Here is a 17082-nt window from a genome sequence, read left to right on the forward strand (position 1 = left end):
AATCCCATGGCTGTTTCCCGACGGACCGTCATCGCGTCCGCACTGGCAGGTGCCGGAGCGGCTGCGGGCCTGGGGGCCCAGGCCCAGAGCGCACAGGCGGCGGCCTCCCCGCCGGGAGATGTCGTCGGCAAGATCACCGTCGGCTACCAGGGCTGGTTTGCCTGCTCCGGCGACGGCGCGCCCATCAACGGCTGGTGGCACTGGTCGCAGAACTGGGGCCAGTCGCCCTCCCCGACCAATACCGCGATCGTGAGCTGGCCCGACGTACGCGACTACACCCACACCTACCGGACCGCCTATCCGGCGCTCGGCAGCGGTCAGCCGGCCACGCTGTTCTCCTCGTACGACCAGCAGACCGTCGACACCCACTTCTCGTGGATGCAGCAGTACGGCATAGACACCGCCGCCCTCCAGCGCTTCAACCCCAACGGTGGCGAGGGTGCGACGAGGGACGCCATGGCGGCGAAGGTGCGCAGCGCCGCGGAGAAGCACGGGCGGAAGTTCTACATCATGTACGACGCCACCAGCTGGACGAATATGCAGCCGGAGATGAAGGCGGACTGGCTCGAGAAGATGAAGGCGTACACGGCGTCGCCCGCCTATGCCCGGCAGAACGGCAAGCCGGTGGTGGGTATTTGGGGCTTCGGCTTCAACGAGCCCAACAAGGCTTGGTCGGCGCCGGTCTGTCTGGATGTCGTCAACTGGTTCAAGGCGCAGGGCTGTTATGTGATGGGCGGGGTGCCCACCCACTGGCGGAGCGGCAACGAGGACTCACGGGCCGGGTACCTGGACGTGTACCACGCCTTCGACATGCTCTCGCCCTGGATGGTCGGCCGGATCGGGACCATCGCGGACGCCGACAACTTCTATACCAACGTCAACTCGCCCGACCAGGCACATTGCGACGCCCATGGCATCGACTACCAGCCCTGTGTCCTTCCCGGTGATCTCCAGTCGGGGCACCGTGCGCACGGCGATTTCATGTGGCGGCAGCTCTACAACATGTGCCGGCTCAGGGTCGCGGGGATCTATATCTCCATGTTCGACGAGTTCAACGAGGGCAACCAGATCGCGAAGACCGCCGAGAACTCCTCGCAGATCCCGGTGGGTTCGGGTATCCGGGCCCTGGACGAGGACGGTACGGCCTGCTCGTCGGACTACTATCTGCGGCTCACCGGGGACGGTGGGCGGATGCTGAAGGGCGAACTGGCACTGACCCCGGTCCGCCCCACCCCGCCGGGCGGCACGACTCCGCCGCCGACCGGGGACCTGGCACTGCGCAGGCCCGCGAGCGCGAGCAGCCAGACGCAGAACTACGCCCCGGGCAACGCCGTCGACGGTGACAGCAACAGCTACTGGGAGAGCGCCAACAACGCCGCCTTCCCGCAGTGGATCCAGGTCGACCTCGGCTCGGTCAGGCCGGTGAAGCGCGTCGTCCTGTCGCTGCCCCCGAACCCCGCCTGGGCGACCCGTACCCAGACGCTGTCGGTCCTCGGCTCGACGGTGGCCGACGGGGGCATCATGTCCCCATTGAGCGCCTCGGCCGCGTACGTCTTCAACCCGGCGAGCGGCAACACCGTGACGATCCCGGTCGCCGTGGGCTCGTCGGCGCGGTTCGTACGGATCCAATTCACCGGGAACAGCGGCTGGCCGGCGGGGCAGCTCGCGGGACTGAGCGTGTACGCGGACTGACGGGGCGTGCTGATCGCCATGATGCTGGGCGGGGCGGTCGCCGTCGGCTGATGGGAGCACATCTACCCGGTCGCCGGACCGTACGCCACGCGGATCGCGGCGGAGGCCGGTGTCCTGGGCGCTGAGCTTGTTCCGCTTTGGCGGACACCATTGGTGTGGTGGTCAGGCTGCGAGTGCGGTCTCGTAGTCGGCGGGGCTGAGGTAGCCGAGGCTGCTGTGCAGGCGGTGCAGGTTGTACCAGCTCTCGATGAAGTCGAAAATCGCGGTGCGTGCGGCGGTCCGGGTGGGCCAGGCGGTCGTGTCGAGCAGTTCGCGTTTGATGGTGGCGAAGAACGATTCGGCGAGTGCGTTGTCCCAGCACTGCCCGGTGCGGCCGACCGACAGGCGAACTCCGAACTGGTCCGCCAGAGCTGCGAATTGCTGGCTCGTGTACTGGTTTCCGCGGTCCGAGTGGAAGATCACGGGACGCATCGGGCGGCGGTGGCGGCTGGCGGCGGGGTGAGGGCATCGGCGACCAGATCGGTGCGCATGTGGCCGGCGGTCGCCCAGCCGACCACGCGTCGTGAGGCGATGTCGATAACGGTGGCCAAGTAGAGCCAGCCCTCATCGGTCGGGATGTAGGTGATGTCGCCGCACCAGCGGGCATCCAGCCCGGTGGGGTCGGGCTGGAAGTCCCGCACGATGAGATCGGGGCGGGTGGCGGCCCGGGGACGGTGGTCAGGTGCCGTCGTCTGCGGTGCCGTCCCTGGAGACCGGCTGCGCGCATCAACCGTGCGACACGGCGGCGGCCGCATCCGGCGCCGTCGCGCTTGAGAGCGGCATGGACGCGTGGGGCGCCATAGGTTCCACGCGACCTCGTGTGGACGGCGGTGATCTGCTCAGTCAGCTCGCTGTCGCGGACCGCGCGGCGACCGGGGGCGCCGGTGCGGCGGGCATAGTAGGCGGCTCGGGAGACCTTCAGTAGTTCACACGCCCGTTTGACGCTGTGGCCTGCGCGTTTCTCCGCCTCGATGAACGGATGCACCGTCACCGGGTCTCCTTCGCGAAGAAAGCCGTGGCTCGCTTGAGGATGTCGACGTCCTCGCGCAGCCGGCGGTTCTCCCGCCGCAGCGCGGCCAGTTCCTCACGTTCACTGCTGGTCGGACCGTCCCGCTCGCCCGCGTCGACATCGGCCTGCTTGGCCCAGTCACGTACCGCGGTCTCCGTCAGATCGAAGTCCTTGGCGATCTGACCGACCGAGCGGTCACCGCGTCGGCACAGCTCAACGATCTCGGCCTTGAACTCCGGCGTGAACGAACGGCGAGGCCGAGGCTTCTTCTTCCCCATGCTCTCCATGATGGACATCCTCCCGGGGCAGAACCCCTGATCTCGGATGTCCGCCAAAGCGAATCAAGCCCAGTCGATCAAGGCCGGCCACTGGGCATCCCACATCCGCCGGTCACACACACCGGAATGCAACAGCACCAGCACAGGACCGTCTCCGGCCACCTCATGAGAGAGCGTCATCCGGCAGACCCTACGCAGCGGCTGCTCGGGACGCGTCCCGATTAACGCCCGCCACCGCCCCGCCCCTCATCCCGCGGCCCTCACCGAACTCATTGACAGCGAACTGCCCCCCTGTCACTGTCTCGTCTGACAGCGGCAGTTCTCGGAGGAAGCCCCGAGGGGACCGCCGCTCGATCCTCCCCCCACCCCCGCGTCTCCCTCGCAGCTGAGTCACCGCCGATGTGGGAGCGCTCCCAGAGAGGGTTGCACTCATGCGGAAGATGATGCGCACGCTCGTCACGTCGGCATTCGCGTGCCTGCTCCTGCCCCTCGGCACCGGGCAGGCCGACGCCGGCGTCCTGGCCGATCCGATCGGCATGACCAGCGGGTTCTACGCGGACCCGAACTCGACTCCGGCCGCATGGGTCGCGGCGAACCCCGGCGACGGACGGGCGCCGGCGATCCGGGACAACATCGCCGCGCGCCCCATGGCCCGGTGGTTCGGTTCCTGGAGCGGTGACATCGGGGCCGCGGTGGGCTCCTACGTGGGAGCCGCGGACGCCGCCGACAAGCTTCCCGTCCTGATCGCCTACAACATCCCCGGCCGCGACGCCTGTGGCGGCCACTCCGGCGGCGGGGCTGGTTCTCCGGCGGCGTACCGCACCTGGATCTCCGCCTTCGCCTCGGCCATCGGCGGGCGACCGGCGCTGGTGGTGATCGAGCCCGACTCCCTCGGTGATTACAGCTGTCTGTCCCAGCAGCAGATCGACGAGCGCAACGCCATGCTCAGAGACGCCCTGGCGCAGTTCTCCGCGCACGCTCCCAACACGTGGACGTACCTGGATGCCGGAAACCCCGCCTGGATCGACGCGGGCACCATGGCCCGGCATCTCGACGGCGCCGGGGCCCGACAGGCGCACGGCTTCTCGTCGAACATCTCGAACTACTACGGCAACGGCCGGAACATCAGCTACGGCAACGCCATCAACTCGGCGCTGTCGGCGTCCTACGGTTACACGAAGCCGTTCGTCATCGACACCAGCCGCAACGGCAACGATTCCAACGGCGAGTGGTGCAACCCCGCCGGGCGGAGGACCGGGGCCGTCAGCCAGACAGGCGGCGGAGCCGAGATGCTGCTGTGGCTGAAGACCCCCGGCGAGTCCGACGGCAACTGCGGAGTCGGCGCCGGCTCCGTGGCCGGTCAGTTCCTCCCGGAAGTCGCGTACAAGATGATCTACGGATACTGAGACCGCCCGATTCGTCACTGTGGGCTGCTTCCTCCCGGTCGCAGCCCGCAGTCATCGGTCCCGTCCCGGGCTCAGGCGATGCAGCCCGGTACCGCGGGGACGCTGGGTTGAGGTTCTCGCGGCGGCTGAACCAGTTCGGGCCGAACGTGGTGATCACTTCGCTGGCCGGGTTGCCGGCGATCCTGCGGCCAGTACTTGACGGAGTACGGCTTGGTCACCGTGTGGAAGAGGGCAATGCGGCGGAGCAGGCCGCTGGCGACCCACGCGTGGTCTGCTTGCTCCTCCCACCAGGTGGGGTCTGCGGCCAGGTAGGCAGATTCGAGCGGGGTCAACGCGGGCGCGTCCCACAGCGGGACGAGGTCGTCGTCATGGCATGAGGCCCGGTGTTCGGTGACGATGGTCCGCCACTGCTTGGAAACCGGTCCGGTGAGGGTGACGCGGGCGTCGGTGCCTGCCAGGCCGAGGTGGAGACCGGCCGCGTCGATCCCAAGGAGCCTGACCCCGGCAATGCCTCCCGGCTCCCGACCTTCGTCCTCGTCAGACCCGGTGTGCTGGGTGGGCAGGAGAGCTTGAAGGCAGTGCTCCGACAGCGAGTGCTCGGGGCCGAGCTTGGGATCGACCTCCACGGCCAGGTGGCCCGGCACTGGGACGGACGTGCGCGATGCCGGCGGGGTGGGCGCAGTAGTCGATCGTGCCGCCCAGTCGCTCGAACACGGCGGCCTCCAGGCGGGCCTGGTCCCGGCTGACGGCCGGCACCGGGTCTTGCCCCTGGAGGGCTTGGAGGTGCTGGAGGCCGGCCTGGTGCCCGATGCCGGTGCAGCGGGAACGGTAGCGGTAGCGGGCCTTCTGCGTGAGGATGTGTGCCGTCAGGACGGCCCACCGGTACAGCTGACCGGCCGCCGCAGCAGCTCATTCATTCGTCCGTGACGGCACCAACGGGCTTCCTCTACCGATATGCGCCCGGTGGGTGCACGGCATCGCACCCGGCGCTCAGCGGCCGGCTTCTGGCCCGCGGTTCGGGTCCGGCTGCTGGGGGCGGTGCGGACCATGTCGTGGCTGACCGGCTACCACAGGCTCAACCACCGCTACGAACGCCAACCCCGCAACTACCTGGCCTTCCTCGGCCTCGCCGCCACACTCTGCTGCTACAGACGACTTGTCCGCCTCACCACATAGGGCACCGTCTAAGGCACTGCACCAGCGGAAGCCGTTGAACCCGGCCGAGCCCACTCATCAGCCTCTCCCACAGTGCTCGACACCGGCGCACCCCCATCAACACCCCGCCACGCCACGCCCCGCCCCGGAAAGGCAGGCGGCCCGTGCGACGGCCCCGGGCCCGGATCCATCCGGTGCACACCCCGGCCCCGGGCGCCTACTGTCTGCCCCCCTGCGGACCAAGATCGATTGTCAGTGGTGGGTGAGACGATCAGTGCATCGAGCCGGAAAAAAGGGGGAGCTTTTCATGTCCGGAACTCAGAACTACATCAATCACGTTGCTCTTGTGCTGGATGCCAGTTCGTCCATGTCACACCTGAGCGGCAAGGTCGTTGAAGTCGCCGACCAGCAGATCGCTTATCTGGCCCGCCGGTCGAAGGAACTGGACCAGGAAACCCGCGTCACGGTGTACGTCTTCGCGAACAAGGTGGAGTGCGTCGTCTACGACAAGGACGTGCTGCGGATGCCGTCCCTCAAACAGCTCTACCGGGTCGGCGGCATGACGGCTCTGCTCGCAGCCACGCTGAAGTCGCAGAACGAGCTGGCGCAGACGGCTCAACTCTACGGCGACCACAGCTTCCTGACGTTCGTCCTGACCGACGGACAGGAAAACGCAAGCCACCGCTGCCCCGACGCCCCCGCCACGGATCCGCGGGAACTGGTCCAGGCCGTGGCCAAGCTGACCCAGACTCAAGCGGACAACTGGACGCTGGCCGTCCTGGTGCCGGACCAGATGGGCAAGCGCGAGGCCATGCAGTGCGGCTTCCCCAAGGACAACATCGCCATCTGGGACGCCACGAGCACACAGGGTCTGGAGGAGGCTGGGCAGGTCATTCAGCAGGCAACCGAAAACTTTATGGTGGGCCGCGCAAAGGGCATCCGCGGGTCGCGAGCGGTGTTCTCCACCGGTGCCGACGCTGTCAACAAGGACACCATAAAAGCAGCCGGCCTCACCCCGGTGAAACCATCCGAGTACCAGCTGATTCCGGTCGCTCGCGAAGCGGGAATCCGGGACTGGGTCACCGAATGCGGACACACCTACCGCACCGGCTGCGCGTTCTACCAGCTCAGCAAGCCGGAGAAGGTCCAGGCACGAAAGCAGATCGCGGTGCTCGAGAAGAAGACAGACCGCGTCTACACCGGACCGCAAGCCCGAACCCTGCTCGGCCTGCCCGACACCGAGGTCCGCGTCAAGCCGGACCACAACGACGACTTCACCATCTTCGTCCAAAGCACCAGCGTCAACCGCAAGCTCGTCCCCCACACCCGGCTGCTGCTCATGATCTGACGCCCGTTTTTCAGGAAAGCCCCGCCGGCAGGCGGATTCCAGAGGTCGTTGCAACACGTGGTCGGTTGGTCAGGCCGCGAGCAGTTTATGCAGGCGCTCGGCTGGGGTTTCCCAGTCGAGCGTTTTGCGTGGGCGGCTGTTGAGCTCGGCGGCAACTGCAGCCAGTTGGTCGGGGCCATGGGCGGAGAGGTCGGTGCCCTTGGGGAAGTACTGCCGCAGCAGGCCGTTCGTGTTCTCGTTCGAGCCCAGTTGCCAGGGGCTGGCCGGATCGCAGAAGTGGACCGGGACATCGGTGGCGACGGTGAAGGCGCGGTGTGCGGCCATCTCGGAGCCCTGGTCCCAGGTCAGTGACTTGGCCAGGTGGCGTGGCAGGGCCTGGACGGTGGTCTGCAAGGCCGTGCTGACGTCTTCGGCGCCGCGGCCCTTGGGCAGGTGGACGAGCATGACGTATCGGGTGGCCCGCCGCTCGACCAGGGTGCCGATGGCGGAGGCACTGTCCTTCTGGCGGTGCGGCTTGCGCCGGGCCCGTCCGGTCCGCAGGGCTCTGGCCAGCTCGTGCCGGAGTTCACCGCGGCCTCGGACATAGAGGGCCTGGTAGATCGTCTCGTGGACCACGTGCATCTCCGGCCGGTCGGGGAACCGTCTGCGAAGAGCGTGGCAGATCCGTTCCGGGCTCCACCGCATTGCCAGGTGGGCCTGGATGAAGTCACGCAGCTCAGCGTTCTGGCCGATCTTGCCGGGCTTGGGCCGGGGCCGGCGCTGGCCGGCCCCGGCGCTGAGCGGCGTGGGGACGGTAGACCCATCGGGTGCGGTCACCGCGCAGGGGCATGCCGTTGCGGCGTATCTCCCGGCTGACTGTGGACGGGCGACGCCCGCTGCAAGCCCTACACCTGCGTGAAGATAGGCAGCGGTACCGCCCTCAGGCCGTGGACGAGCACGTACAGGATCACCAAGCCCTAACCCCTTCGCCCCCGGCGCTCAGCGGCTGTGGGCTCATAAGAGCTCATGATGACATGACCAGGGCCCGTGGCCGGTAACGGCTGCGGGCCCTCGGTCGACAGCCTGGGCGCCCGATCGGCAAATCCAGTTGGTCTTCCTGCCGACCTACGGCTCCTGGCTGAATTGGATCGAAGCGATCATCCAGCGAAGGCACCCGGCCCGACTCCGCGCCGGGTACCGCGGCGGGCGATCACGGGCACGATGCTGTAAGCCTCCGTAGGCGCGTGAGTGCCGAGCGTATTTCTCCTCCAGCAGCTTTCACCTGGTGCAGTAGCTTGCCAACGCCCCGGGAGTTCCGCTTCGATCAGTCCGTCGGGGTCGTACAGGACCGCGTGCGTGCTGATGTGCATGGCGGGCCTCGCCGATGGGGGCGTCGGAACCCGGCGAGGTCCCGGCCAACCGAAGCGGCGAGGTAGGCCGCGCGCGGACTCATACCTGCTCGCGCACCAGCTCCTCCAGCAGGGCCAGCGCATCCTGCATGCCGTCCTCCATGCCGGACTGCAGGTGGCCGTCCCGGTTCGCCTTGGTCTGGTGCTCGACCAGCATCTCCAGGTAGGTCCGGCCGTCCTTCTCGACGAACGTCGTGGTGTTGACCGCCTGGGCGTCCGGGACGCCGGAGAAGGTCTCCGTGGTGACCAGGCGCTCGTCCGGGACGACCTCCCGGTACTCGCCGTAGAAGGCGAACTCGTAGCCGTTGAAAGCCTTCGCCGCCCAGCGCCACCTGCCGCCGACGCGTACGTCCATCTCGACGCCGGTCACCTCGGAGCGGTTCGCGTGCCACCATCGGCGCAGCAGTTCCGGGGTGGTGAAGGCCCGGTATACCAGGTCCCGGGGCGCGTCGAACTCGCGCGTGATCAGGATCTGGGTGTCGGTGGGGGTGGTGACGGTCGCCCGCCGGTCGTTCGTCGCAGTCATGATTTCCGCTCCTTGTCCGTAGTTTCCGATTGAGCTGGCTGCGAGCCGTGGCGGCCGGATTCCGCCTGCTGCGCCTTGAGGTCCTCGAGTACCGCGTCCAGGAGTTCGAAGCGCTCGGTCCAGAGCCGCTCGTAGTCCTTGACCCACTCGTAGACCTCGCGCAGCGGCGCCGGTTCGAGCCGGTATATCCGCTGCCGGCCCTCGTCGCGGACCTGCACGAGCCCGACCTCGCGCAGCACCCGCAGGTGTTTGGACACCACCGGCTGTGCCACGCCGAGCTGCTCGACCAAGTCGGTGACGGACCGCTCGCCCCGCGCCAGGGCGTCGAGGATCTCCCGCCGCCGGGGTTCGGCGACGGCGTTGAACGCGTCGGTGGTGGTCGCCGCTCTCGCCATGACTCCATCGTATGCCGATATAGGCATACGTCAAGCGGCGTGCCGCCCTGATCGCGTACGGCTGCAACGTCGGCTGCACCCCGGTCATCGGCGGTATCGACGTGCTGAAGTACGGGCGGCTCTCCCACGTCGACCAGACGCATCTGCGGCTCGCCACGTACCGGGCCGCGAACGCCACGCTGATCGAGCACCAGGCGGCCATCCCGCTCGCCCAGGCGTGGGGTGGCGGGCTGGTCGCCTCAGTCGACGGATGCGGTTCGTCGTCCCTGTGCCCAGCGTGTACGCGCGGCCGAACCCGAAGTACTTCGGGCGTCGGGGCGGCGCCACCTGGCTCAACATGATCAACGATCAGGCGGCCGGGCTCGGCGGGAAGGTCGTGGCCGGCACCCCGCGCGACTCGCTGTACGTGCTGTACGTGCTGGACGTGCTCTACGACCGCGACGGCGGCAAGCGCCTGGAGATGGTCGTCACGGATACCGCCTCGTACTCCGACATCGTGTTCGGGCTCCTGGCCCTGGCCGGGTTCGCGTACGCACCCCAGCTCGCCGACCTGCCGGATCTGAAGATGTGGCGCGTCGACCGCGCCGCCGACTACGGCGCCTTCCAGGCCGCGGCCCGCGGCCGGGTCGACCTCGCCCGGATCGAGCGGCACTGGGAGGACATCCTGCGGATCATCGGCTCCATCCGCGCCGGGGCCGTCCGCGCCTACGACGTGATCCGGATGCTGTCCCGGGACGGACGCCCCACCCCGCTCGGCGACGCGAGCGCGCACTACGGGCGGATCGCCAAGACCCTGCACATCCTGCGCCTGGCCGACGAGCCCGGCTGCAGCAGGCAGATCAAGGTGCAGGCCAACCTCCAGGAGGGCCGCCACGCGCTCGCCCGGAAGATCTTCCACGGCCGGGCCGGACAGCTCTACCAGGACGGCATGATCGGCGCACTCGGACTGGTCCTCAACGCCCTTGTGCTGTTCACCACCCGGTACATGGACGCGGCGGTAACCCAGCCGTGGGCGGACGATTTCGACGTCCGCGACAAGGACGTGGGCCGCCTCTCCCCGTTCGTACGGCACCACGTCAACATGCTCGGCCGGTACTCGTTCCAGCCGCCCGACCTGCCTGGGGGCCTGCGCCCGCTGCGGGCCCCCGAGACCGCCGATGATGCGTAGGAAGGTGCATCAGCATTCTCGGTGGCGGAATTGGTCGTGCGGCTTGGGCTTCGGGGCAAACCGGGCACGGGGACAGTGTGTTATCGGCGCCGGTCTCGGTCGGCGGTGCTTCGACGGGGAAGTGGATCGGGCTGATCAGGTATTGGGTGCGGTCGGGTGATGGCTCGTTGGCCAGGTGGGGGCGATCGCCTCCCGCATCCCGTCGATCATCCCGCGTAGTTCCCCAGATCCCGCGCCGCCTGCGGCTCATGGATGCCTTCCCGATGACCGTCAGCGGCAAGGTCCGCAAGGTCGAACTGCGGGAGGCGGCGGCGCGGGAACTCGCTGGCCGGGTAATGAGCCGGATCAGCGGATTTCGGTGACCCGGTGCTCCTTCAGGGCGGCGCAGTTGGAGTTTTCCACCGACACGTACACGTTGTCGATGCTGCCGCCCCAGCTCACGCAGTAGCCCTTGCCGTAGACGTAGGACGGCCCCGCGTATGAGGTGTAATTCCCGGAGTCCCCGGACCACTCACCGGTGTCGGGGACGTAGATGTACGCGGACATGTACTTGGCCGCGCCCGGGTTGGCGCGGATGGTCGCGACGCAGTTCTTGCCGTTCGAGGAGTTGTACGTCAGGTAGACGGTGCCCAGCGAGCCGATGGGCGCCGAGTTCACGGTCTTGTAGGCGCTGCCGCAGACGCCCTGCGGTGTGACGTTGGGCGCGGCGGAGGCGGTCGTGCTGAACGCGGTCGTGGCGCCCACCGCCAGTGCGGTTAACGCCCCGGCGGCCGCGATATTGCGTGCGATTCTCATATTTCCCCCTTGTACCCCTGAGAGCTGTTTGCTCTCACTTGATGTGACCCGCGAGCGGCATGGATGGTTGTGCCGGGTTCACGCTGCGGTAAGCGGATGCGAGGACCAGGAGCAGCGGAAGATCACGTTCGGGGCCTGGGTGAGCTATCAGCGCTCACGGCAGCGGCGCCTGGTGTATTGGGGAGCCCTTGTCGCTGTGATGCCCGAGGCCGGGGCGGGGTCTGCGGGACGTGACCGCCAGGGCGAGGGCCTCGGTGTCGCGGCCAATCAGGTCGGGGGCGGCCGTGGCCTGCCGGTCCTGGCGAGTGAGCGAGGCCCGGCCGGTGCGGCGGTACACATCGGTCAGCCCGGCCTCGGGCATCAGGCGGGCGACGCGCTTACGCCGAGGTTGTGGTCATTCCCGGATGCCACGACTGGGCCGAGCCGCTGGCCATCTTGGGCATAGGGGCCCTTCCTTCGCCCAGACCGGCTGTGTGTTGTCCGCGTAGTGTTCCCGATCCCGCGGTCGAAGCGGGGTGTCCGCCGGGGGGGATGAGCGCCGTGGCAGGCTGCTCGGATGGGGCCGGGACCACCTTGTGCCGCGGCCTGGGCAATTGAGGCTCCTGGTCAGCCGTGATCGGCTGCCGTAGGTAGTCGGGCATCTCACCAGCGACGATGCGAGCGGCACGGGCGCGCCGCTGCTTTTGCCGGAGCCTTCCGTGCCCGCTTGGCCTCGCGAGATTCCTTCGGCATCGGGGAGGCTTCACATGGCGGTTGCCGCCGAGGGCTGGTCAGGTGGCTCAGAGTTGAAGTGTCAAGACGCGCTTGGTGGCGCGCGTCAGGGCCACGTAAAGGTCGCGGGCGCCGCCTTGACGGGCGGTTTCGATGGCGGCCGGGTCGATGAGGAACACGCTGTCGAACTCCAACCCTCGTGTATCCGTGGCTGCGACGACCACGGCGCCGGTCCCGTCGAGCACTGTCGTGAGCCGGCCAATGCGATCGGATGGACCGATGACGCCGATCAGCTCGTCCGGGTGGGCGTCGGCTGCCTGCTCGACCAGTTCACGGATGAACTCATCCATGCCGGGGTCGGTCACGAGGACAGTGCTGGGGCGTTCACCGTGCCGGATCGAGCGGGAGAGTTGCTGTTCTGGGGCGATCCGCGCGAGCAGGGGCGCAGCCGCGTGCAGTATCTCGGCGGTGGTGCGGTAGTTGACCGTCAAGGTGTGGTGCGCGAATCGTTCTCCGACGAACGGCCCAAGGGCCTCGGTCCAGGATCGGACTGTCGTCGCCGATCCCGCCTGGGCGAAGTCGCCGACGACGGTCAGGGAACGTGCCGGGCAGCGGCGCATGAGCATCCGCCATTGCATCTCGGAGAGCTCCTGCGCCTCATCGATCACGATATGGCCGTACACCTGCTCAGGGGGGCCGTCGACCAGCGCTCGCGCCTCATCCAGCAGTGCGAGGTCGGCGTTCGTGTATCCCGTTCTGCGGGGAAGGGTGAGGATCGCGATCTCGTCGTCGGAGAGATCAGGCAGCGAGGTGGTGAGCGCGGTGCTGTCGGCGAGGAGCCGCCGCAGCGCGTCGGTGGCGTGTAGCCGCGGCCACACCGCCTCGATGGCGAGGTCGATGCCGGGGGTCTTCGAGGAGCCCGTCGCGGATGCCGTCCCAGTCGATCTCGGGATCGCCCGTGGCCGCGATGGTGCCATCGAGGCCGAGTGCGCGCAGATCCTCGGCGACGGCCTGGTCGAGGTCGATGCCCAGCAGGGCAGCCACCTCATCGTCCATCTCGGTGAGCGCCTCGGTGGTCCGTTTCTCCAGCAGGTTCACGAGGTCACTGACCACGTATTCCTTGAAGGCCTCGCGAGCGGGGTTGTGGGCGAGTCCGCCCTGGGTGGCGTGGCGGTGAGCGTCATCCACCGATTCCGGGTCCAGAACGAGCGTCTCTTGCCCGATCCTGATGTCGAGGGGCACTCCGTGCGGCTGGTGGTCGCGCACCCAGCGCGTGAGGGCTGTGGCGAGCTGGGCTCGTCCCTTGACGCGCGCGGCGGAGTCGGACTCGATCGTGGTCGGCTCGACGCCCGTCAGATCGGCCGAGGTCGCCATCTGCACGTCGTTCTCGCCGAGGGAGGGCAGCACCTCGAAGATGTAGTCGAGGAACCGCCGATTCGGGCCGAACACGAGCACGCCTTGTCCGGTGAGGGCCGGGAAGGCATAGAGCACGTACGCGGCCCGATGCAGTGCCACGATCGTCTTGCCGGTTCCGGGGCCGCCGTCCACGACGGTGACGCCGCGATGAGGTGCCCTGACAATCGCATCCTGCTCGGCCTGGAGCGTGGCCGCCGCCTCACGCATCCGACCGGTTCGTGCCCTGCTCAGTGCGGCGACGAGGGGACCGTCGCCGACGACATCCTGGGGTGTGGGTGACGAGCCGTCGAGGATCTCGTCGCTGACATCCACGATTCTGCGACCGTTCAGCCGCAAGTGTCGGCGGCGACGCAGCCCCAGCGGGGATGCCGGCGTCGCCGCGTAGAACGGCCGCGTGGCATCTGCACGCCAGTCCACCAGCAGCAAGGCGCCGTCCGCAGAGCGAAGGCCGGTACGGCCGATGTGCACCGATTCGCCCGACGTACTGTCGATGCGCCCGAAGCACAGTGAGCGTTCCGCTGCCCGCAGTTCGCGTACGGTGCGTGTGAGGCGGGCGACTTCGACATCGCGGGCATACAGCTCCTGCGGACCCTCGGCCGGGCCGGCCAGCACCCGGCCGCGCGCGGCGAGAGCGTCAGCAATCTCGGAGTCGAGCCGGTCATACATCGCATCAACCAGCCGCCGCTCAACCTCGACCTGCTGCTCGACCTGCTGCGCCACGCCGCTGTCCACCCGCATACGTAGATGTCTCCTCTCCGCAGGTCATCCAGTATGCGAAGCAAAGAGATCGAAAGTAAGGCTTGACTTACCTGGTCGGGTCAGTCGGTGCCTGACGGCTCGTGGGCAGCGTGGGCTCGGCCGCCACATCGGTGTGGTCGGGTAGCCGGATCACAATCGGGGGCCTCACTGCTGTTCGGGGCGCGGCCTCTACAGGTCGAACTCCAGGTGCTCAACATCGGTGAAGCGGACCTCTTCGAGGCTTCCGGCGCGGCGGCCGCCGTCCTGGAAGTACACCTCCTTGAGCGCTTCGGCGGCGATCTCCCGCAACTGCTGGTCGTTGGCGCCCTGGTCCTGGGCATCGAAGAGGCGGGCGGCGTGGTGCGGGGGCAGGGCGACGGTCAGGTGCCGGATCCGGTCCTGGTCCGTCGATCCGATCGGCGCGGTGTAGCCGAGGCGGGCCCGGGTGTCGATGACGATGCCGCCGGTCGTCGCCGCTTTCTCGCGGGCCTTCGCCCGGATCTGCGGTTGCCATCTGGCCTTCACCTCGCGCTCCAGGCGCGAGGCGAGGGCGGGGCGGGGCTTCTTGATCTGGTCCTTCACGTACCGCTCGACGGTGCGCTGGGAGACCCGCAGCATCTGGGCGACCGCCTTCGTGCCCTTGAGCTGTGTGACCAGGTACCGCATCTGCGCGCCGGCCGACTTCGGGATGGGGCGGGTGAACGCCTTCTGCACCGCCTGGTCCAGGCCGTCCCCGAACATGCTCATCGCCTGCTACTCCCCGTTGTCCTGGTCGGTGACGGTGCCGTCCTTGATGTACCGGGCGAGGTTGAGCTCCGGGGCCCTGAACTGCTCCCTCACGCCCTCGCCCCACAACACGCTCTGCGTACCCTCGTGCTTCACCAGACCCGGGTTCACCCCGAGCTTGAAGCCGCCCGGCAGCGGCTTGCCCTCCCGATACGGCAGGAAGTCCAGCGGGCTCTCGCCGTCGACCGCGTACACAGCGCAGTCCGAGAGGATCGCGACCGGGTACTGCCCGGTGAAGGCGGCGTGCCTGACGATCTTGCGGTGCTCGTTGATCCGCGTCCGGGAGATGACCGACGCGCGCAGGTGCGGGTTCCACGTCGGCCGGGACAGCGCCCGCCACGGCTCGCCCGGTCGCCAGCCCTCGCCCCGGGGGCGCTCGCGCAGCTTGCCCAGGCCGCCCTTCACGGTTGCCTTGATCGCGGACACCACGATCGCCAGTCCGGGGTCGCGCTGCCGGTAGCCGTCCATCGCCGCCAGGAACTCCTCCGGCGGAACGTCGACGGGCACCCCGAGGTCGGCCATCGTGGCGATGTACGCGTCGCGCAGCCGGTTGTACCAGCCGTCCAGGTAGCGGCCGTTCTCGTACCGGACGTGTGCCTCCGTCGGGCGCACCTCGTAGCCGAGTTCCACCGCGTAGGCGACGGTGGGCGTCGCGTACCAGCCCGGGCCCTCCGGGCGCTCGCCCTTCGGCGTGAACGGGCTGGGCAGCAGCGCGCTGTCCAGTTCCACCCACTCCTTGCCCGACTTCACGCGGGACAGGTCGACGTGGGACAGGTCGACCAGCCAGCTTCCCGGGAGCTTCGGGTCGAATACCGGGTTCTTGACGTGCGTCGGCTTGCCGAGGCCGACGATCAGGCCGTTGGCTCCGGCGGCGAAGGCCATGTTCACGTCGATGCCCACCAGGTTGCGGCGCAGGCATTCGGCGTCGGTGAGCGGGCGCGCCCAGTCGTACGCCTCCTCGAAGAGCTTCTCCTCGGGGCCGCGGACGTGGAAGCGCGGCAGGTCCTTGAGGAGGGGGTGCCCGTCGGGGGCCTCGCACGGCGCCGGGTCGACCGGGTCCTTTCCCAGGCTGCCGGGGTTGTGCTCGGAGTGCCGCTTGCCCGTCTCATCGGGCTCGGAGGCGCGGGTCGGCGGGTGCAGGGCGGTCATCAGTTCAAGGCCGGTGACGGCGGTGGAGCCGCGCGGCGTCATCACCCGGGACGCGAACACGCCCAGGATCCGGGCGAGTTCGGCCGGCGGGAGCTGCCCGGCTTCGCCCCAGTGCCGGGTGTCGAGCGCGTTCCAGGACGGGATGCACAGCTGGACGCAGGCACGCTCCGAGCTTTGTGTGGGGCGGTAGATCCTCGCCCACGGCCCGAACCCGCGCTTCGTCAGCTTCCAGTCGGCGCGCGTCACCTGCTTGATGACCTTGTGGCCCTCCGGGAGCCGTCCGGCGAGCCGCTCTTCCTCGGTGAGGGTGACCGGGAGTCCGTAGCGCTCCAACGCGGCCTCGGTGAGCACGAGCAGCGGATCGGCGTCCTTGCCCGGCCCGGACAGCTTCGGCTGCCCGAGCTTCGCCTCCTTGAGCGTCCAGTCGACGAGGGCCGGGATGGACTTGGCGGGCACGTCCAGGACCAGGCCGCCGACGCAGTACGCCAGGACCTGGCCGTCGGAGTCGGCGTCGACGACCGCGAGCGGGCCGTTCTCGAACCGCGGGTCGGCGGCGGCCGCCGGGGTGCCGGCCGGGGCAGCCTTCCGCGCGCCCGGACGGCGCGACGTCGACGACGGCCTGGTGGTGCGCGTCGGACGCGGCGCGGCCGCCGGAGCGGCGGCGACGGGGGCAGGGCTGATCTGGGTGTTCTCGGATGCAGTCATGGCCGCAGCCTCGGGCGCCGGCCCTGTGGACAGAGACTGCTCCGTCAGGGCAGGCGTGCCGGTGAACGTAGCCGGCACCGCAACGTCCTGGGCGGGTGCGGCCGCGTCGGCCGGGGCGGGGTAGAGCTCCGCGAGCTTCTCCAGCAGCCGCGCGTACGCCTCACGCTCCGGGCCGCGCGGCTCGGTCTTGCCGGACTCCCAGCCGCTGACCGTGGCCCGGCGCACCTTCAGCGCGGTGGCCACCTCGTCACTCGTCAGGCCGTGCGCGGCGCGCAGCCGCTTGCGCTCTGCCGGTGGCGGGAGCGGAGAGCGGGATGCGACCAGCGCGTCGACCGCGTCGAACAACTCGGACATGGAACACCTCCTGACTAACACTCT

At 68.8% G+C, this 17082-nt stretch carries 15 protein-coding genes and 5 pseudogenes; 5 read left to right on the forward strand and 15 right to left on the reverse strand.

From position 1 onward, the window contains the following. Window positions 1–6: 6 nt before the first annotated feature. The gene (locus tag ACFVWW_RS00070) at window positions 7–1692 is read left to right on the forward strand and encodes a discoidin domain-containing protein (protein WP_384180446.1); all 1686 of its coding nucleotides are present in this window, start codon (window positions 7–9) and stop codon (window positions 1690–1692) included. Between the two features lie 162 nt (window positions 1693–1854). Here ACFVWW_RS00070 and ACFVWW_RS00075 read toward each other — a convergent pair whose 3' ends face one another. The 5 genes and pseudogenes from ACFVWW_RS00075 to ACFVWW_RS00095 all read right to left on the reverse strand — a co-directional run. Continuing rightward, window positions 1855–2163, reverse strand: a complete 309-nt coding sequence (locus ACFVWW_RS00075) for an integrase core domain-containing protein (RefSeq protein ID WP_389679003.1) — start codon at window positions 2161–2163, stop codon at window positions 1855–1857. Further along, entirely contained in the window at window positions 2151–2372 is a 222-nt protein-coding gene (locus ACFVWW_RS00080) for a DDE-type integrase/transposase/recombinase (RefSeq protein ID WP_386879276.1), read from the reverse strand. Before ACFVWW_RS00080 ends, ACFVWW_RS00075 begins: the two co-directional genes overlap by 13 nt. A gap of 56 nt (window positions 2373–2428) precedes the next feature. Beyond that, window positions 2429–2722: pseudogene (locus ACFVWW_RS00085) on the reverse strand (IS3 family transposase); the annotation flags it as partial. Further along, window positions 2719–3027 carry a transposase gene (locus tag ACFVWW_RS00090; RefSeq protein WP_386879277.1) on the reverse strand — a complete coding sequence of 103 codons (309 nt, stop codon included), beginning with the start codon at window positions 3025–3027 and terminating at the stop codon, window positions 2719–2721. The pseudogene ACFVWW_RS00085 and the gene ACFVWW_RS00090, both read right to left, overlap by 4 nt. A 63-nt stretch (window positions 3028–3090) precedes the next feature. Next, window positions 3091–3198: pseudogene (locus ACFVWW_RS00095) on the reverse strand (alpha/beta hydrolase); the annotation flags it as partial. Window positions 3199–3449: 251 nt separating this feature from the next. Between ACFVWW_RS00095 and ACFVWW_RS00100 the strand changes: the two are divergent. Continuing rightward, entirely contained in the window at window positions 3450–4424 is a 975-nt protein-coding gene (locus ACFVWW_RS00100; protein WP_384180440.1) for a glycoside hydrolase family 6 protein, read from the forward strand. Window positions 4425–4495: 71 nt separating this feature from the next. Here ACFVWW_RS00100 and ACFVWW_RS00105 read toward each other — a convergent pair whose 3' ends face one another. After that, window positions 4496–5050: a hypothetical protein gene (locus ACFVWW_RS00105; RefSeq protein WP_386879278.1), complete on the reverse strand. Its 555-nt coding sequence runs from the start codon at window positions 5048–5050 to the stop codon at window positions 4496–4498. A gap of 323 nt (window positions 5051–5373) precedes the next feature. On the opposite strand from ACFVWW_RS00105, the pseudogene ACFVWW_RS00110 reads away from it, so the two are divergent. Beyond that, a pseudogene (locus ACFVWW_RS00110) lies at window positions 5374–5600 on the forward strand (IS5/IS1182 family transposase); the annotation flags it as partial. Window positions 5601–5886: 286 nt separating this feature from the next. Next, window positions 5887–6927: a vWA domain-containing protein gene (locus tag ACFVWW_RS00115; protein WP_384180437.1), complete on the forward strand. Its 1041-nt coding sequence runs from the start codon at window positions 5887–5889 to the stop codon at window positions 6925–6927. Between the two features lie 69 nt (window positions 6928–6996). Here the strand turns inward: ACFVWW_RS00115 and ACFVWW_RS00120 are convergent. From ACFVWW_RS00120 to ACFVWW_RS00130, 3 genes and pseudogenes are all read right to left on the reverse strand, one after another. Next, window positions 6997–7831 (reverse strand): annotated as a pseudogene (locus tag ACFVWW_RS00120) (IS30 family transposase); the annotation flags it as partial. A 524-nt stretch (window positions 7832–8355) separates the two neighbouring features. Continuing rightward, a complete protein-coding gene (locus ACFVWW_RS00125; RefSeq protein ID WP_384327233.1) occupies window positions 8356–8841 on the reverse strand; it encodes an SRPBCC family protein in 486 nt (161 codons plus the stop codon). Then, window positions 8838–9236, reverse strand: coding sequence for an ArsR/SmtB family transcription factor (locus tag ACFVWW_RS00130; RefSeq protein ID WP_386879279.1), 399 nt, complete (start codon window positions 9234–9236; stop codon window positions 8838–8840). Before ACFVWW_RS00130 ends, ACFVWW_RS00125 begins: the two co-directional genes overlap by 4 nt. 41 nt (window positions 9237–9277) lie before the next feature. Here ACFVWW_RS00130 and ACFVWW_RS00135 point away from each other — a divergent pair. Continuing rightward, window positions 9278–10404, forward strand: a pseudogene (locus ACFVWW_RS00135) (transposase); the annotation flags it as partial. A gap of 345 nt (window positions 10405–10749) precedes the next feature. Here ACFVWW_RS00135 and ACFVWW_RS00140 read toward each other — a convergent pair. The 6 genes from ACFVWW_RS00140 to tap form a co-directional block, all read right to left on the reverse strand. Then, window positions 10750–11199 (reverse strand): spore-associated protein, encoded by a 450-nt coding sequence (locus ACFVWW_RS00140; protein WP_384180427.1) that lies wholly within the window; start codon window positions 11197–11199, stop codon window positions 10750–10752. 154 nt (window positions 11200–11353) lie between these two features. Continuing rightward, window positions 11354–11560: a hypothetical protein gene (locus ACFVWW_RS00145; RefSeq protein ID WP_386879280.1), complete on the reverse strand. Its 207-nt coding sequence runs from the start codon at window positions 11558–11560 to the stop codon at window positions 11354–11356. Window positions 11561–11978: 418 nt separating this feature from the next. Beyond that, on the reverse strand, window positions 11979–12788 hold the full coding sequence (locus tag ACFVWW_RS00150; protein ID WP_386879281.1) for a hypothetical protein: 810 nt from the start codon (window positions 12786–12788) through the stop codon (window positions 11979–11981). Then, window positions 12709–14064 (reverse strand): hypothetical protein, encoded by a 1356-nt coding sequence (locus tag ACFVWW_RS00155; protein WP_386879282.1) that lies wholly within the window; start codon window positions 14062–14064, stop codon window positions 12709–12711. Before ACFVWW_RS00155 ends, ACFVWW_RS00150 begins: the two co-directional genes overlap by 80 nt. Before the next feature lie 189 nt (window positions 14065–14253). Next, on the reverse strand, window positions 14254–14811 hold the full coding sequence (gene tpg, locus ACFVWW_RS00160; RefSeq protein ID WP_386879283.1) for a telomere-protecting terminal protein Tpg: 558 nt from the start codon (window positions 14809–14811) through the stop codon (window positions 14254–14256). A gap of 6 nt (window positions 14812–14817) precedes the next feature. Next, window positions 14818–17058 carry a telomere-associated protein Tap gene (gene tap / locus ACFVWW_RS00165; protein WP_386879317.1) on the reverse strand — a complete coding sequence of 747 codons (2241 nt, stop codon included), beginning with the start codon at window positions 17056–17058 and terminating at the stop codon, window positions 14818–14820. Between the last annotated feature and the right edge of the window lie 24 nt (window positions 17059–17082).

The organism is Streptomyces sp. NPDC058198, from assembly GCF_042882605.1.
In the GTDB taxonomy this organism is placed as follows: Bacteria; Actinomycetota; Actinomycetes; order Streptomycetales; family Streptomycetaceae; genus Streptomyces.

Bases quoted from the DNA above. Each gene is read 5' to 3' on its own strand.
- ACFVWW_RS00070 (WP_384180446.1), top strand. From the start codon at position 7: ATGGCTGTTTCCCGACGGACCGTCATCGCGTCCGCACTGGCAGGTGCC.
- ACFVWW_RS00075 (WP_389679003.1), bottom strand. From the start codon at position 2,163: ATGCGTCCCGTGATCTTCCACTCGGACCGCGGAAACCAGTACACGAGC.
- ACFVWW_RS00090 (WP_386879277.1), bottom strand. From the start codon at position 3,027: ATGGAGAGCATGGGGAAGAAGAAGCCTCGGCCTCGCCGTTCGTTCACG.
- ACFVWW_RS00100 (WP_384180440.1), top strand. From the start codon at position 3,450: ATGCGGAAGATGATGCGCACGCTCGTCACGTCGGCATTCGCGTGCCTG.
- ACFVWW_RS00115 (WP_384180437.1), top strand. From the start codon at position 5,887: ATGTCCGGAACTCAGAACTACATCAATCACGTTGCTCTTGTGCTGGAT.
- ACFVWW_RS00125 (WP_384327233.1), bottom strand. From the start codon at position 8,841: ATGACTGCGACGAACGACCGGCGGGCGACCGTCACCACCCCCACCGAC.
- ACFVWW_RS00130 (WP_386879279.1), bottom strand. From the start codon at position 9,236: ATGGCGAGAGCGGCGACCACCACCGACGCGTTCAACGCCGTCGCCGAA.
- ACFVWW_RS00140 (WP_384180427.1), bottom strand. From the start codon at position 11,199: ATGAGAATCGCACGCAATATCGCGGCCGCCGGGGCGTTAACCGCACTG.
- ACFVWW_RS00145 (WP_386879280.1), bottom strand. From the start codon at position 11,560: ATGCCCGAGGCCGGGCTGACCGATGTGTACCGCCGCACCGGCCGGGCC.
- ACFVWW_RS00155 (WP_386879282.1), bottom strand. From the start codon at position 14,064: ATGCGGGTGGACAGCGGCGTGGCGCAGCAGGTCGAGCAGCAGGTCGAG.
- tpg (WP_386879283.1), bottom strand. From the start codon at position 14,811: ATGAGCATGTTCGGGGACGGCCTGGACCAGGCGGTGCAGAAGGCGTTC.
- tap (WP_386879317.1), bottom strand. From the start codon at position 17,058: ATGTCCGAGTTGTTCGACGCGGTCGACGCGCTGGTCGCATCCCGCTCT.